Annotated in this window: 9 protein-coding genes; 4 read left to right on the forward strand and 5 right to left on the reverse strand. The window is 41.1% G+C overall.

The window, feature by feature from the left end; all coding sequences use genetic code 11:
- The first annotated feature begins 226 nt into the window (after positions 1–226).
- Together map and glnD are read left to right on the forward strand one after the other, a co-directional pair.
- A complete protein-coding gene (gene map / locus KUG63_RS09565; protein ID WP_015005819.1) occupies positions 227–1,030 on the forward strand; it encodes a type I methionyl aminopeptidase in 804 nt (267 codons plus the stop codon).
- Positions 1,027–3,663: a [protein-PII] uridylyltransferase gene (gene glnD / locus KUG63_RS09570; protein ID WP_287555007.1), complete on the forward strand. Its 2,637-nt coding sequence runs from the start codon at positions 1,027–1,029 to the stop codon at positions 3,661–3,663. Before map ends, glnD begins: the two co-directional genes overlap by 4 nt.
- Here glnD and KUG63_RS09575 read toward each other — a convergent pair.
- From KUG63_RS09575 to KUG63_RS09595, 5 genes are read right to left on the reverse strand one after another with little or no spacing between them, the layout of a single operon-like run.
- Positions 3,656–4,348, reverse strand: coding sequence for a TIGR04283 family arsenosugar biosynthesis glycosyltransferase (locus KUG63_RS09575; protein WP_020932693.1), 693 nt, complete (start codon positions 4,346–4,348; stop codon positions 3,656–3,658). The two genes, glnD and KUG63_RS09575, sit on opposite strands and share 8 nt — an antisense overlap.
- Positions 4,349–4,381: 33 nt before the next feature.
- Positions 4,382–5,335, reverse strand: a complete 954-nt coding sequence (gene arsS, locus KUG63_RS09580; RefSeq protein ID WP_020932694.1) for an arsenosugar biosynthesis radical SAM (seleno)protein ArsS — start codon at positions 5,333–5,335, stop codon at positions 4,382–4,384.
- Between the two features lie 2 nt (positions 5,336–5,337).
- Positions 5,338–7,479, reverse strand: a complete 2,142-nt coding sequence (locus KUG63_RS09585; RefSeq protein WP_287555010.1) for an FAD-dependent oxidoreductase — start codon at positions 7,477–7,479, stop codon at positions 5,338–5,340.
- Positions 7,472–10,852 (reverse strand): UvrD-helicase domain-containing protein, encoded by a 3,381-nt coding sequence (locus KUG63_RS09590; RefSeq protein WP_287555012.1) that lies wholly within the window; start codon positions 10,850–10,852, stop codon positions 7,472–7,474. Before KUG63_RS09590 ends, KUG63_RS09585 begins: the two co-directional genes overlap by 8 nt.
- Complete coding sequence (locus KUG63_RS09595) at positions 10,845–13,541, reverse strand: PD-(D/E)XK nuclease family protein (protein WP_015005813.1); 2,697 nt, start codon at positions 13,539–13,541, stop codon at positions 10,845–10,847. Before KUG63_RS09595 ends, KUG63_RS09590 begins: the two co-directional genes overlap by 8 nt.
- A gap of 456 nt (positions 13,542–13,997) precedes the next feature.
- On the opposite strand from KUG63_RS09595, the gene KUG63_RS09600 reads away from it, so the two are divergent.
- The gene (locus tag KUG63_RS09600; RefSeq protein WP_277642100.1) at positions 13,998–15,416 is read left to right on the forward strand and encodes a diguanylate cyclase; all 1,419 of its coding nucleotides are present in this window, start codon (positions 13,998–14,000) and stop codon (positions 15,414–15,416) included.
- Between the two features lie 55 nt (positions 15,417–15,471).
- A complete protein-coding gene (locus tag KUG63_RS09605; RefSeq protein ID WP_020162102.1) occupies positions 15,472–15,825 on the forward strand; it encodes a DUF4870 family protein in 354 nt (117 codons plus the stop codon).
- The last annotated feature ends 151 nt before the right edge of the window (positions 15,826–15,976 follow it).

Raw genomic sequence — 15,976 nt, forward strand, 5'->3', positions numbered from 1 at the left:
CCAAACGGTAACCTGATTTAATTCAAGCACCCTACCGGATGTGTTGATGCATGTGATCGTTGTTGCCAAAAGTGGCGACGCTTTATACCATATCTAGAGCTAAACAGCAATTTAAACCTAAAATATTAGTGTTATGCCTAAGCTGTAAAAAAACCTTAAATTCATCTATTAAGCGTTATAATCTGTCACTTGTTTGACATTCTGAAACCACTTTATTTATTAAAATATGAGTATTACTTTAAAAACACCCCCTGAAATTGAAAAAATGCGTGTCGCTGGCCGTTTAGCTGCTGAAGTTCTCGAGATGATCAGGGAATATGTTGTTCCAGGTGTCACTACAGAGGAGCTTAACCAACGTTGTCACGACTTCATGGTTAACACCCAAAAAACAATCCCCGCCCCGCTTAATTACCATGGCTTTCCAAAATCAATCTGCACCTCGGTTAACCAAACTGTTTGCCACGGTATCCCCAACCATAAAAAACTTAAAAAAGGAGATATCGTCAATATTGATATCACCGTTATTAAAGATGAGTTCCATGGTGATACCAGTGAAATGTTCGTTGTTGGTGAACCAAGCATTTTAGCCAAGCGTCTTATCGATACCACACAAAAAGCTTTATACCTAGGCATTAGCATGGTTAAGCCCGGCGCAAGACTTGGTGATATTGGCCATGCTATTCAAAAATTTGCAGAAAGCAGGCGTTACTCTATTGTTCGAGAGTATTGTGGTCATGGTATTGGGCGCGTTTTTCATGAAGAGCCCCAAGTTTTACATTACGGCGAACCTAATACCGGTACCACACTAGAAGAGGGCATGACCTTTACTATAGAACCGATGATTAATGCTGGCAAAAGGAATGTAAAAACACTGGCAGATGATTGGACCGTGGTTACTAAAGACCGCAGCCTATCTGCACAGTTTGAACACACCTTAACGGTCACATCCAATGGGTTTGAAATTTTTACCGTTCGAGATAACGAGGCCATTGAAGCAACCCATATTCCACCAGAGTTATATAAATCATGACATCTCTTCCTACTGAAAATGAACCAGCCGCGCATAAAATTGCTGATATTAAAGCGCTAATTCAAGCCTTTAATAATGAATTACATACACGCGCTAAGTCTGGTGAAACGGTAGAAACACTTCTAAAAGCTCGTAGTGATTTTATCGATCAATTACTTACCAACTATTGGAATGAAATATTAGGTCCCTATTCTAACCAACTGGCCTTAATTGCCACCGGTGGTTATGGCCGCGCGGAACTGCACCCTTTTTCCGATATTGATTTACTCATTATCTTTGATGAATCCGAGCTCGACAATTACAAAACAGAACTCGAATCGTTCTCGACATTCCTATGGGATATTGGTCTTAAGCCGGGTCTAAGTGTACGAACAATTTCAGACTGCCTAGAACAATCTAAGTTAGATATTACGGTTATTACAAACCTTATGGAAGCTCGCCTCATCGCAGGTTCAGAGGCTTTCTTTTCTGACATGCAAGATCAGATCAGTATCGATAATCTTTGGTCGCCGGTTGCATTTTTTCGCGAAAAAGTAGCAGAACAACACAACAGACACTTGAAGTTTGGCAATACCGCTTACAACCTAGAACCTGATATGAAAGAAGGGCCAGGTGGGTTACGAGACATTCAAACGATTCAATGGATTACCCAGCGTTATTTTGGTTCCAATTCACTTGGTGAATTGGTAAATCATGCGTTTCTTACTAAAAATGAGTATCGCTCACTGGTAAAAGGGCAACGCTTTCTTTGGAAAGTCCGTTTCGAATTACACCTTTTAGCGAATCGACCTGAAAACCGCCTGCTATTTGATTATCAAAAAAACCTTGCCTTAGCCTTTGGTTTTGAAGATGGCGATAACAACCTTGCTGTCGAATCATTTATGCAGCTGTACTACCGTACTGTGATGGACCTTGAGCGCATTAATGAACTGGTCTTGCAAATATTTAATGAGGCGTTAGAAAATAAAGTCATGGATGTGACCCCTATCAATGAATCTTTTAGGATCATTAATGATTATATCGAGGTGACGCATCCAGATACCTTTAAAACAACACCTACTGCTCTACTCGATATTATCCTTCAATTACAAAAACATGAAGATGTAAAGGGGATCAGATCAGCAACTATCCGCTTAATACGCGAGTCTTTACACCTGGTTGATGATGAGTTCAGGGCAAACCCTCGGGCTAAACGTTTATTTTTAGATATTCTTCGCCAACCGCATGGCATCACCCATCAATTTCGTCGGATGAATCGCTACGGTTTATTAGCGGCTTATATTCCAGCCTTTGACGATATTATCGGGCGTATGCAGTATGACTTATTTCATGCCTATACCGTTGATCAGCACACCCTATTTATCGTTAGAAACCTAAGACGGTTTGCCTTAGAAAAGCACCGTGACGACCTGCCGCATTGTTTCGATGTCTTTCAAGAAATTCGCAAACCTGAGTTACTTTATTTAGCTGGCTTATTTCATGATATTGCTAAAGGCCGCGGCGGCAACCATGCAGAACTTGGCATGCATGATGCCATCGAATTTTGCCGCCAGCATGGCTACAATTCTTATGACACCAACCTTGTCGGTTGGCTGGTTCAAAACCACCTAATCATGTCAATGACCGCGCAGCGTAAGGATATTAATGACCCCGCTGTTATTCATAAATTTGCCTCTAAAATTGGCAGTCTTGAGTACCTTGATTACCTCTACCTACTAACCGTTGCAGATATTAGAGCAACAAACCCAACGCTGTGGAACGACTGGAAAGGCTCGTTATTAAAAGAACTCTACAACAACACTCAGCAACTTTTACGTCGCGGATTACAAACGGTCACTGATGAATTAAGTGACGAAATCAAAGACATGCAGTATCAGGCTAGACAAGGCCTTAATATCCGTGGCTTAAGTGATGATAAAATTGATCGAGTATGGCGAACAATCAGTAAGGATTATTTTTCACGGTTTTCTGTTGAAGATAGTATTTGGCACACATTGGCCATATCATCTTGTCGTCAAGAAGAGATGCCACTGGTCTTACTACGCCCACAAACACATCGCGGTGGCGCAGAAATTTTTATTTACGTAGATGATCGCGCTGGCACATTTGCTATCTGCACAGCAACGCTCGATCAGCTTGGCCTTAATATTTTAGATGCTCGAATCATTACCACTAATGAAGACCTCGCATTGATTAGTTTCCATGTTTTAGAAGATAACGGCAGCCCTATTCCCGACCTTACTCGTGAACAATCTATCGTCAACGTCTTACGTGCTAATTTAATAGCGCCAGACCAATCAGTTTTATCGGTTGATAGGCATAGGCCTCGCCAATCTCAACACTTCAACATTAAAACGACTATCAGCTTTAAAAGTGATTATCAAAAACGCTACACCATTTTAGAAATACGCACACAAGACCAACCCGGTGTTTTATCCACCATTGGGCAATGCTTTAGTGCCTGTAAAGTTAACGTGCGAAATGCAAAAATTACCACCTTAGGTTCAACCGCTGAAGATATTTTCTATATTACCGATAGCGATAACAAAATGATTGAAGATTCCGAGATCATCGATCAGCTAAAAGAAAGCTTAATTGAAAAACTGACTTCGTCGCAAAACAGTACTACTTGATTCTAATTTGGCGGTACTTCTGCGCCAATACTTTAGGTTCCGCATTAAAAAAATATGCCCACCTTAAAAACCACATTAACAGGACTGTTTTCACGACCCCATTAACCTGCCAACGCCGGCAGGATGTGGTAACAGTTTCTTTAAGGCATATCGGCTTTGAAACTTTTTTTAGTTTTTTGCTTATTGCAATATCTTCCATAAGCTCAATGCACGGGTAGCCGCCTACCTGTTCAAACAAGTGCTTTGAAACAAACATTGCATGGTCCCCTGTTACGATACCGGTCAAACAAGAGCGCCAATTCATCATCGTTTCAATTATTCGAAAAACAATTGCTGTGTCGTCCAACTTGACCTTAAAACGTCCCCAACAAAGAGTTGGCTGTTTCGGTTGCTTTAATAGTTTTTTAATGGCCCTGTCTGCTAGCAGGGTATCTGCATGTAAAAAAAGCAATACCTTTCCACGTGCTACTTGTGCACCTTTATTAAGTTGCACCGCACGTCCTGCTGAAGAGACCACCAGCTGTTCAACAAGGCCTTCTGTGCAGCAGACCGTCTTATCGGTGCTGCCGCCATCTACCACTATAATTTCGACACCTTCCCTTCTAAGCGATTGTAACGATGCCAGCGTTACCGGTAAGGCCGTCTCCTCATTCAGCGTGGGAATAATAATAGATAGCTCAGGCATTAATAACAGCCCCTTCTATAGGATATTTTATAATCACTGCTTCAAGGCGCCACCACAGCTTGAACCACTACCCGCCGTGCAACCATAACAATGATCGGCTACCGTAATGGCTTGTGATTCAAAATCAAGCCCTAAACACTCGCTAATATGCCTCTTTGATTTAAGCTGGCCAGCAGGCAAGCCTAGCATTTGATTAAAATCGCAATCGTACACATAACCTGCCCAATCAACACTTAAAGTACTTTTACACATCACTTGATCAAGGTTAACCGCTTGGTGCGCCGTTTTAAGTACGTTCATATATTCGTCAAACTGACCTGTTGAAATCAGCCAACTACCAAACCGCTTAATGGGCATATTTGTTATCGTGAACAAACGCGTAAACACAATGCCGAAGTGTTCAAATAAATGGTCTTTATAATCCGCTTCAAGAGCCGACTGATCTGGCGGCACTTGAGTACCCTGTGGGTTATATACAAGGTTTAGTTCTAATGCTTCCCCATAACCGAGGGTATTTAGTTTTTTTAACGCAGTGATACTCTTTTCAAAGACCCCCTTACCACGTTGTGCATCTACATTATCACTGGAGTAGCATGGTAGGGAGGCAACAATTTGTACTTTATTAGATGCTAAAAAATCAGCCAAATATTCATAACCCGGTTCTTCAAGAATCGTTAAATTGCAGCGATCAATGACCTCCACTCCTCTATTTCTCGCTTCTATAACGACATATTGAAAACAAGGGTTCATTTCTGGCGCACCGCCGGTCAAATCGAGTGTTTTAATAGCCTGCTGATCTATAAAATTAAAGACTTGATCGATAGTTTCTTTCGCCATTATTTCTTTACGTGTCGGACCTGCATTAACATGACAGTGTAAGCAGGACTGGTTACACAAATACCCCATGTTTACTTGTAACGTGTGAAGTTTAGTTCGTGTTATCGCAGGGAAGTTTGTATCCACTAGCTTAGCTAACGTTGGGTGCATAGTTAACTCCGCCTAGCTAAATGGTAGCGTTTTAAAATTTTTAGCAATTTTGTAGGCTGATGGTTCTTTTTCCAGACCCCCGCTGTATATTTACTTGCTTCAGCCCATGTTGGGTACACATGAATCGTTGCTAATATTTTATTTAAGCCCAACCCATGCTTCATGGCTAAAACAAACTCAGGCAGTATTTCACCAGCATGTTCTCCAACAATGGTAACGCCTAAAATATGATCTTTTCCTGCTGCAGTTAGCACTTTAACAAACCCTTCTGTTTTACCCTCTACAATGGCTCTATCAAGTTCATTAAACTCAAATTTTGTTGTCTCTATTTGCAAGCCCGCCGCTTTTGCTGATTGCTCGTTATAACCCACACTGGCTATTTCTGGCTCTGTAAAGGTCACCCTTGGGATCACCCTTCGGTCTGCTTTAAAACGCCAAAAATCACCAAATAAACTATTCACAACGCTATACCAAGCAAAATGTGCAGCGGTATGGGTAAATTGGTAAGGCCCAGCGACATCTCCACAAGCGTATATGGTGGGCACATGGGTTCTCATGTATTTATCGACCTTTATCGTACCCGATTGTGTTAATTGAACCCCAAGCTCTTGCAAACCTAAACCAGCAACATTGGCCTCTCGTCCAACAGCAAAGAGTACCGCATCAAAAATAAGTTTTAACGGCTTACCTTGTGCCGATTTAAGCGTGGCGACACATTGATTATTGTCCATTGCGAAGGAATCAACCGAATATTGTAGTTTTAATTCAACACCATCGTGTTCCAAATGAGTCATTAACACACCGACTGACTCTTCATCCTCAGACGGCATAATGCGATCGGCGTTATCAATAAGGGTTACCTTGCTGCCTAATCTACTAAAACTCTGACCCAATTCACAACCAATAGGCCCAGCCCCAACAACAAGAAGGTGTTTCGGTTGTTCACGCAATGACCATATTGTGTCCGATGTGTAATAAGGAACTTGATCAACCCCTTCAATCGTTGGTATCCGTGGTTTAGCACCGGTCGCAACAATAATATGTCGGCTGCTAATGATTCGATCGCCAACGGCTATTTCCCAAGGTGATAACACACGCGCTTCAGCTTGCATACACTCAACACCCAATTGAGTGTAACGTTCTACAGAATCATGCGGTTCAATTTGCTTGATAACCGACGATACACGCTCCATAACCTCAGCAAAATCAAATTCTGCCGAAGCACTGTTTATACCATAGTGCTTACTTCTGCTTAATTCTGCTAAAAAACGGCTAGACTTAATCAGTGATTTTGAGGGCACACAACCACTATAGAGGCAATCGCCCCCCATTTTATTTTTTTCAATTAACAAGACTTTCGCGTTTACTGCTGCTGCAAGATAAGCGCTTACTAACCCCGCAGAACCACCACCAATTACAACCAAGTTATAATCAAAAACCTTAGGTTTTTTATAGGACGTTAAAATTTTATAACGTCGAATAATAGTCGGCACGGTTTTGGCGAATAAGGGAAATAGCCCCAGTAACGCAGATGAAATAGCGACTGCTGGTGATAAAACATCTGACAGCTGTTCAACCTTAGTTAATTGCGTACCTGCATTAACAAACAATATTGTGGCTGGCAACATACCTATTTGACTAACCCAAAAATAGGTCCTTAATTTAATAGGTGTCAGCCCCATTAACAGGTTAACAAGCCAAAATGGAAACAGCACAATTAAACGTAATGTAAAAAGGTAAAAAGCCCCTTCTTTTTTGATCCCGGCATTTACATCGGTAAGTTTATCGGAAAATTTTAGCTGCACTGTCTCCTTCAAAATATAACGAGACAATAAAAAAGCTAAACTCGCCCCTATTGTTGATGCAAATGAAACTAATATAACGCCCCAAAACAAACCAAAAATTGCACCCGCCGCCAAGGTCAGAATACTAGCCCCCGGTATAGAAATAGCCGTTGAAATAATATAAAAAACAAAAAACCAAGCGGAAGTTTGCCAGGGGTTTGCAATGTAATAAGCGGCTAATTCATCGTTTTTTTCTTTTAAAACAGTTAAATCGATATATTGATCAAAACCTAGCCAATAAAAACCTACAAATAACAACGCTACAAGGCCTATTAAGCAAGCTTTTCGCGATTTAAACATCCATATATTCCCAGCTTCGCCACCCAGCAAATTCTGGATAATAAAGCCCTAACATAATCGGTCGCGACTCCTTTTTGCTCATCAATTGGGCATAACGTTCAAGTTGAGCCTTATATCGTGTCACTTCAGCGTCCAAAAACTGCTCCTTATCATCGTCATCATGGCGGCTTGTTTTAAAATCAATAATCCAACGTTTACCCTCATCAACAAAGGTTCTGTCTAATCGGTAATGAATGATCGCTTCATCCACTACTCCTGACAGCGATAATTCAAACTGACTATCTTCATGCTGATTATTAAGAACCCATTGACCACGCGAATCTTTCACACAAACATCAAGAACGTGTAAAACACGCTGAGTAGCTTCATCAAGGTGCCGAGGTAAGACGCCAAGCTCTACAAGTTGCTGTTGAACCTTTACTCGCATCATTCCATCATCAACTTTTAAACAGCCTCGCTCACCCATTATTTGCATCCATTGATGACAAACAGTCCCGACCGATGCGGCTAAATCTGAGGCCCAATCATATTCAATGATATTTGTTTGTAGCCGTACCCTATTATCTAAACCATGCTGATAATCCAGCATTGAATAATCTTTTTTATCAACATCGTATATATTTATTTTCTTTAAATAACAATTTGTTAGTGCCTTATTGTCATCTAGTTTGTTATCTGAAAATTTAATAACAACCTCATCTTTAATTGTCGGCCAAAGCAAACCAAGTAAGGTATTACTCGCAGGCGTTTTAGCCTCTTGTGTTTTTTCGTTAAGCGTTAAGCAAAAACTTAAATGTAATTGTTTTTTAGCACGGGTCGCCGCCACATATAACAATCGCTGACTTTCATGAATGGCCTTTTCCTGCTCTACCCTATTTAAATAATTAACAATGGCATCATCCTCGTTCGCCCCCACTTCCTTAAGGGGTGCAATCATTAACTCACTACCCCCCGCTATCTCCGAAGGGCGTTCTAGCCAAGACAACAAACGTGACTCATCTCGCCCTGAGCGTCTATCTAAGCCCGGCAAAATTACATGATCAAACTCCAAACCTTTAGCTTTATGTATCGTCATTATCTGTAATGTATCAGGCGCTTGTGTGTTTGGAGCTGCGTACAGTTTATCAATCTGCTCTTCAAGCTCTGTGATATCAACACTGCCTTTATCAAGCTCTAACATTTGCAAACACTCAAAAAACCGTTCGCAATCGGCCAAATCAGCAGCAGACGATAAACCCTCAGGGCCTAACAACTCAGACCATAAACCACGTATTGAGTCGGTCACACTCATCTGTTCTCGATACGACAGTGCAACCTTAAAATGTGATACCACATGGGCAATACTCCTTTGCCCGTCTTGCGATAATTTCTGTATCCGTTCACTGTGTTGTATTAACTGCCAGACCGTTTCATTCGTTTCGCCTTCTAGTAACAAATGCATATCTACCAAACTTAGAACACACCATGGCGCACGTAATACAGATAACCACGCCAACCGATCTGCCGGGTGTAAATAGGCTCGTGTCAGGGACATTAAATCAATCACTGTTTGTCGTGTATTAAGTGGGTCAATATCACTGGCTTGATAAGCCACAGATGCCTCATTTAACGCGATAACCAACTCACTTAAGCTCTTACGCCCTCGAACCAACACACCGATTGACTCGTTAGGCGATGTTTGTTGAATCTGCTGAATTAAGGCTAATAAGCCTTTACCCTCTTGAACTCTGCTTTCATACGGGTAATATTGAACGCCATTAGTTGCAGCTTGTGCTGTTTTAAATGCTATTGAAGCTTTATAAGAAATGGCACCACTGAATATATTATCACTTGGCGGCATAATCCGGCTAAACGCCTCATTTACCCAGTTAATAACCCCTTCTTGCGAGCGAAAATTAACCGCAATATTAACCGGTTTAATATTCTTAACTTCACCCAAACCATCTTGCTGAGTTTTTAAAAACAGGCCAACCTCAGCCTGACGAAACCGATAAATAGATTGCATCGGGTCACCCACCAAAAATAATGTTCGCCCATCGCCTTCTTGCCAACCTGCCACTAAATCTTTTAATAACATAAATTGAGTTTCAGACGTGTCTTGAAACTCATCAACAAGCATGTGTTGCAGTTGGTAATCTAGCTTTAAACCAACATCGGTCATTCCGCTCGCATCATGAATCGCTCGACTGGCACTTAATGACACTTCACAAAAATCAACACAACCCATCTGTTGAAACACCAATCGTAAATGAGCAACGGCTTGCGGCAAGATCAATAATAAAGCTTGAATAATTTGCCATTGTTGATCGCTATATCCTGGACTTGGCAGGTAACGCAACCAAGCCATCGCTTCGGTTAATTCATCATTTTCTTGTAAGGCCAACAACAACGCTTTGTAGTCATTCTTTTTATCTGTGTACAGAGCCTTTTGATCTTTATTACTGGCTTGACTGACGGGTGGAAAACCCATTTTTGCATCTGCTTGTTTACGCCAAGTTCCCGCACCGGTGAGCAAAAAGTCCCTCAAGATTAACCAATCATTTAATGAATCAGCCGAGGTGTCCAACTCATCAAGGTGTTCAGCCAAGTAACACACAGGTGACGTTTTATCACTTAAATTAGTTGCCGCAAACTGTAGTAAATCTTTTAGAACATCTGCTTGCTGTTGACTCAGGTGCTGCACAATATCAGCCAGTGTTGACTCGACCGTTTGCGTTAAAACGTTTTCTAATGCTTCACGTTTAGCTGCATCAGAGTCACTCATTAAGACGTGGCGTAGCCATTGGTCTCTTGAAGCTAACATCGATGAAATTAAATCTTCAGCTCGTGACAAATGGTTATCCACATGAGTTAACAGTAACCTTATCGCTTCGCCAACACGGTCATTACTGTCAAGTTCTTTTAAACAGTTGCTAGCTGCTTGAGTGTATAGAGAACTGGCATCTTGTTGAATGTTGGGCAAAGAACCAAACTGTGCAGTAATTGGCATTTGCTTCACTAAGTGCGCACACAATGAATCAATGGTTTGCACTCGTAAACGGTTTGGGTTTTGTAACAGATGCCATTGTAAGGCTTCATCACGCTCGAGCACTTTTGCAGCAACTAACCATGTTTGTGCTTCAAACTCATTCTCAGGACAAGGCTTGGTCGCTAGCTTAATCGACTCTATGATACGCAGGTGCATTTCAGCCGCTGCTTTTTTCGTGAAGGTAATCGCTAAAATTTCTTCAGGGTTATTAACAATACTTAGTAAATGCAAAAACCTTAGCGTTAATAAACTGGTTTTTCCCGAACCGGCAGGCGCTTGAACGATAAACGATTGACTAACATCCAGCACCTCTTGTCGTTGAGCAATATCATGCGGTTTACTCATCTTCAGCAGCCCTTTGCGTTATTTGTTCATTAATACGGCATAGACTAGTCAAATCACAATATTGGCAAGCCTTGGCCGTTGGGCTCACACGTGCATTAGCTGTAACAAACTCATCGGACAAACCACCCAACACTGTACGCCAATGATCCATTTGATTATTCCATTGATCATAGTCTGCTTTTACTTTTTTATCCGCTAAGTTTTTTAATGTAGAAAAGTGATCGTCACTATCCGTTAAACCTTGATACTGAGTTTGGCCTTTTTTAAGTTGCGCAAAGCTGATGCTACCTACATTACCTTCACTAAATACACTATACAGTGGTAATTGTGGCTCTTCAGGCCGCAGACCAAACCAACTATTAATACTGCAATCACCTGTTTTATAATCAATAATCGCTAATGAACCATCTGGTAGCTTATCCACACGATCAATAATGGTGTTAAGTTGTAATTCTCCAACGCTTAACAACTGCTTTAATTCCGTTGCAATAACCTCAAACGGCTCTCGTTGGCGATCTATGTTCAGCCATGCCATTAATAATTGCGTGATTCTTTCGGTTTCTAGCTGACCCAGTGCTTTCTTTAAAATAGCGGTCCGTTTACTTTCAGTTTGAACGACAGCCGTCACAATCGCTTTGACCAGCTCATATTGTTCATCAACTGATAAATCACATAAGGCTTTATGCGTTTTAATCTTCGTCCATAGTTCTTCTAAACTTCGATGTACAAGACTACCGCGTAAGCGTGCATCTATTCCTGGCTCAGGCTCTTGTAAAGCGTTCGTTTGCAAACGAAAATGCACATAAGCTTTAAATGGACACGCGGCTTGATCTTTCAATATGCTGACACCACCGCGCACTGTTTCGCTTTTTTCTAGCAATGGCCCGGAAACATCTTCAATCCATTTAAAATTCTTATTACCTACTCGGTGTTCAATTGGATTCACGGGTAGTTGTTGTAATAACTGCTTCTTTGTTATCACAGGGTAACCTTCTATCAGTGAGCTCTTTGCTTGTAGTGTTTCATCCTTAACATGAGAAAAACTAAACACCACTGTTTTTGCTGAGCGAGCCCAGTTTTTTGTGATTATTTTCGCATGTTGATATTGGTGTTCAGCAGATGATTGAACCAAACCTTTATTGCGCTGTTCGGCAAGCGGTAAAAAAGGGCTAGGGTTTGGCGATTGTGGCCATGTTTTATCATCTAAACCACACACCCATAACGCATCAAACGTATGTCCTGATGCCTCCATTAAACCCATTATTTGAATCGCTGCTGTTGGGGTTTCAGGTTGAAAAACACGTTCAAGTAGTATTTTTCGTAATGCATTTAGTGCCGTTTCAAAGGTGATTACACTATACACCTCATCCAAGGTTGAAAAACTTTTCAACACATCGTCCCACACTTGGAATACTTGGTATTCTGTGGAGCTTAATACTCGATCGCCTTGCACCCCCATGGTGGCTAAAAAAGACCTAAACAGCTGTACCCAGTCTGACGGCAGCACACGGTTTGGTTTTGCCTCTAGCAGCTCTATTACCTGATTTAAACACTTAAGCAGTAACGGGCATAAAGACTCATCGTCTTTAGGTGCCTGAAGACTATTGCGTAACTGCTTGACCGAGCAGGACAAGATGCCTTTTTTACGTAGAACAACTTCCAATCGTGCGCGCTGACCCCATTCCTTTTGCCCCGCCGTAATAAAAGAAGAACGAAGCAATAGACACAGTTCACTAAAAGTTATTGGTTGGCTACAAAATTGTAACAACCGAAGGCTTTGTTGAATGGGAGAATAGCTTAATAGAGACTGGCCCAACGACACGTTATATGGTTTTTCAAAAGGTACATCTACTGGGTAAACAACACTGGGATAAAAAACCGTTTTAAAGGCTGACTCAATCGATTCTCGCATGACTTCCAAATCTGGCACGACTATACCGATCTTATTGTCAGGGTTTTCATCCAAACGTTCTCTTGCCCATTGCGCCATTAGCTTCACTTCTTCTTTACGATCAATCGCTTTAAGCACATGCGTCTGGTTTGTAGCGGCCTCTGCAGAAAACTCGCTAAGTTGATGCCCTTTCTCTATTAACAATGCATGCAATGACTGTTGTGTCGGCGTATAAATTTCAAACCCTGAAAAAATAATCTGATTTGGCAATAGCAAACAATCTTGATCTACCAATTCACTAACCGTCTTTATTAACTGCGCACGATCTATCCAAGCTGATTTATTTAATTCATCTTTATACGCATCATGCCATTGGTTAAACGAGGCCATATCAACACCGGTAGAAATATCATTCACTGCGTTTTCAGCGATCATCCATTGCAGGCTAAGTTGTCTGGCTTTACTGGCTGCTTTGGCCGTTGCTGGTACGTTTAATAACTCAGCACCCAAGGTCTGTCGTATAACACGTTCCCAAATAACTAGCGCTTGTTCCTGTGTTAATAGAGTTTTATTCACTAACGAAGCCGATGCCTCATTGCTTTGCAGATCAAACCGTCGTTGCCAGCACTGTAATAACCAAACATCAAACGACATAATCATAGGCGAAGCCCAGACAGCCGCACCTTCATCCACTAGCGCTTGTTCAACCCAACTTGTTAAGTGTCGTGATAAACGCTGATTCACGGTAATCACGACTGCGCCTTGTTTTATTGCTTTAAAAAAATCTGAAAAATTCATTTAACTAGCGTATCAAAATCCATCTATTAAATCAGAACAACAGCCTCATTATGAGGCTACTTAATGAGTCCATTATCATTGAATTCTAATTCTCCCTTAATACGCCTAAAAACTGCCTTAAAAATGATCCATATTAAAAAAACCACAAGTATTTACATTTTCTATTTGCAACCGCCTTAATCCTTGTAGTAGTGTGGGTTCTCAGCAGTATTGTGCCCCTCAAGGAAGCCCTTGGTTGATCTCTTATTTGATGTTTTCCATGATTATTTATTGGCAAGTTTAGGTTGGGCTATTGGACTCTATATCAGGTTATTCTTATGGAAGTCTCAATAAACACCAAAACTTACAGTACACAACTGTTCAAAGTAACTGACCTACAATACGCCACGTTTTTCGGTCTCTATCGTGGTCCACTATTTGCTAGCACTATCGCAATAGATTTTACTGAGGTAAATTATGAATGAACTTAAGTTAGACAATATGCAATCAATGATAGCTGCGGACGAAGTAAGTGCGATTTCATCAGCACTGCTTTCCGAAATATTCCATGGTTTTGAAGAAGCTATTTTAGTTGCCGATACCAATCGACGCCTAGTGTATATGAACTTGGCAGCAGAACGTTTATTTGGTTACTCGAAACAGCAGCTGTATGGAAAAGTGTCCCAAATACTTTATGCCGATGAAAATGATTTTTCAGAACAAGGTCGGCATCGCTATAACCTAGCAAGCGAAAAGCCTACAGAAAACTATAGGATTTTATATCGCCGTTCGGACGGAGAAATTTTCCTTGGCGTAACAACAGGGACCATTATGCATTCTTCTGATGGAGCGGTCATTGGATTTTTAGGCCTTATCCGCCCTGCACGCTCAGCCGACCAATTTTTAGATGCCCTGCAAAAAATTCACAATGTAATCTCTGACCTTAGCTTAAGTTATGAGCAAAAAATAGAATCATTATTGACCATTGGCCTTAATCATTTTGGTCTGGAAACAGCCATAATGTCTCATATTGAAGGCAATGAGTATACGGTTGAAAACTGCGTCGATTTTAATGGTCAATTAAAGCCAAAAACACAATTTGACCTAGAGGGAACTTACTGTGTTCACACATTAAAAGAAAATAAAACTGTTGGCTTTCATTTTGTAGGTAAGAGTCAAATTCAAAACCACCCTTGCTACAAGAATTTCCAATTAGAATCGTACATCGGCACGCCATTAAAACTGGATGGCAAACTCTATGGAACCGTAAATTTCACCAGCTCCTCTCCTGTTGACCCTTTTTGTAAGGACGACTACATCTTGATGCAGTTACTCTCTGATACCTTCAGCTACCTGTTATACAAAAAAATATCAGAAGAAGAATTAGAAGCCTTAGCAAGAATTGACGAGTTAACCAGCCTACCTAACCGACGTGCCACCTTTGAGCGTTTGCATCAACTCATCGATCAATCCAATAGGTTTTTCAAAAAACTCTGTGTACTGTCAATAGACCTTGATCATTTTAAAAGTATTAATGACAAATACGGACATGCCGCAGGCGATCAAGCATTGGTAGAATTTGCACAAATAGCCTCAGGTATAGGCCGAAAAACTGATTTTTGTGGACGAATCGGGGGAGAAGAATTTATCTTTGTGCTAATTGGTGCAAACATAGAACGTGCAGAGGAATTTGGTAACAAACTAAGACACACTTTAGCTTTACACCCCGTCAAGCTAAACAGCGAAGAGTTTATTACGATAACTATCAGTGCCGGCGTTGCCATGTTTGACAACAACGAGTCCATTGAAAGCCTCTTAGCTCGCGCTGACGAGGCTATGTACAACGCCAAACAACAAGGTCGAGATCGCGTAATGATTGCACCACCCTCACCTTAGTATAAGGGTAACTAAGTTGAACCTGTGAGCCACAAAACTAATATGGACAAAAGTTATGAATAAACCAATCGCACAACTAGGGCCAAGCACAGATCGAACCGCTAAAACTATCTACATTCTGTATCTGGTAGGGCTTGTTTTTGGTATCACTAGCATCATTGGCATCGTCATGGCCTACCTTAACCAAAACGACTCACCGGAATGGTTAAAAAGCCATTATCGGTTCCAGATTAGGACCTTTTGGATTGGTATTCTCTTTATCCTAGTCGGCACTCTACTAGCCTCCGTTCTAATCGGTTACTTAGTACTAATGTTTTCTGTGGTATGGCTGATTATTCGCTGCATAAAAGGCCTAAAATTAATAGAGCAACAACAAGAGTACCCAAACCCAACAACATGGTTGTTTTAAACTCGTTCAAATAAATATAATGAACTTGCTTATTTTAAAAACGACATGGCCTAAAGAATGTCTACCTACCAAATAAAGCCGGTGACGGATTGATATTTTCATTCGCCAACTAATATCCCGTATGCTAGGGTAAACTTATATAAACGTTATA

Source organism: Cycloclasticus sp., from assembly GCF_019090545.1.
Classification (GTDB): domain Bacteria; phylum Pseudomonadota; class Gammaproteobacteria; order Methylococcales; family Cycloclasticaceae; genus Cycloclasticus; species Cycloclasticus pugetii.

What these genes read in the sequence shown, in the direction of transcription:
- map (WP_015005819.1), top strand. Translation starts at nt 227, where the DNA reads ATGAGTATTACTTTAAAAACACCCCCTGAAATTGAAAAAATGCGTGTC.
- glnD (WP_287555007.1), top strand. Translation starts at nt 1,027, where the DNA reads ATGACATCTCTTCCTACTGAAAATGAACCAGCCGCGCATAAAATTGCT.
- KUG63_RS09575 (WP_020932693.1), bottom strand. Translation starts at nt 4,348, where the DNA reads ATGCCTGAGCTATCTATTATTATTCCCACGCTGAATGAGGAGACGGCC.
- arsS (WP_020932694.1), bottom strand. Translation starts at nt 5,335, where the DNA reads ATGCACCCAACGTTAGCTAAGCTAGTGGATACAAACTTCCCTGCGATA.
- KUG63_RS09585 (WP_287555010.1), bottom strand. Translation starts at nt 7,479, where the DNA reads ATGTTTAAATCGCGAAAAGCTTGCTTAATAGGCCTTGTAGCGTTGTTA.
- KUG63_RS09590 (WP_287555012.1), bottom strand. Translation starts at nt 10,852, where the DNA reads ATGAGTAAACCGCATGATATTGCTCAACGACAAGAGGTGCTGGATGTT.
- KUG63_RS09595 (WP_015005813.1), bottom strand. Translation starts at nt 13,541, where the DNA reads ATGAATTTTTCAGATTTTTTTAAAGCAATAAAACAAGGCGCAGTCGTG.
- KUG63_RS09600 (WP_277642100.1), top strand. Translation starts at nt 13,998, where the DNA reads ATGAATGAACTTAAGTTAGACAATATGCAATCAATGATAGCTGCGGAC.
- KUG63_RS09605 (WP_020162102.1), top strand. Translation starts at nt 15,472, where the DNA reads ATGAATAAACCAATCGCACAACTAGGGCCAAGCACAGATCGAACCGCT.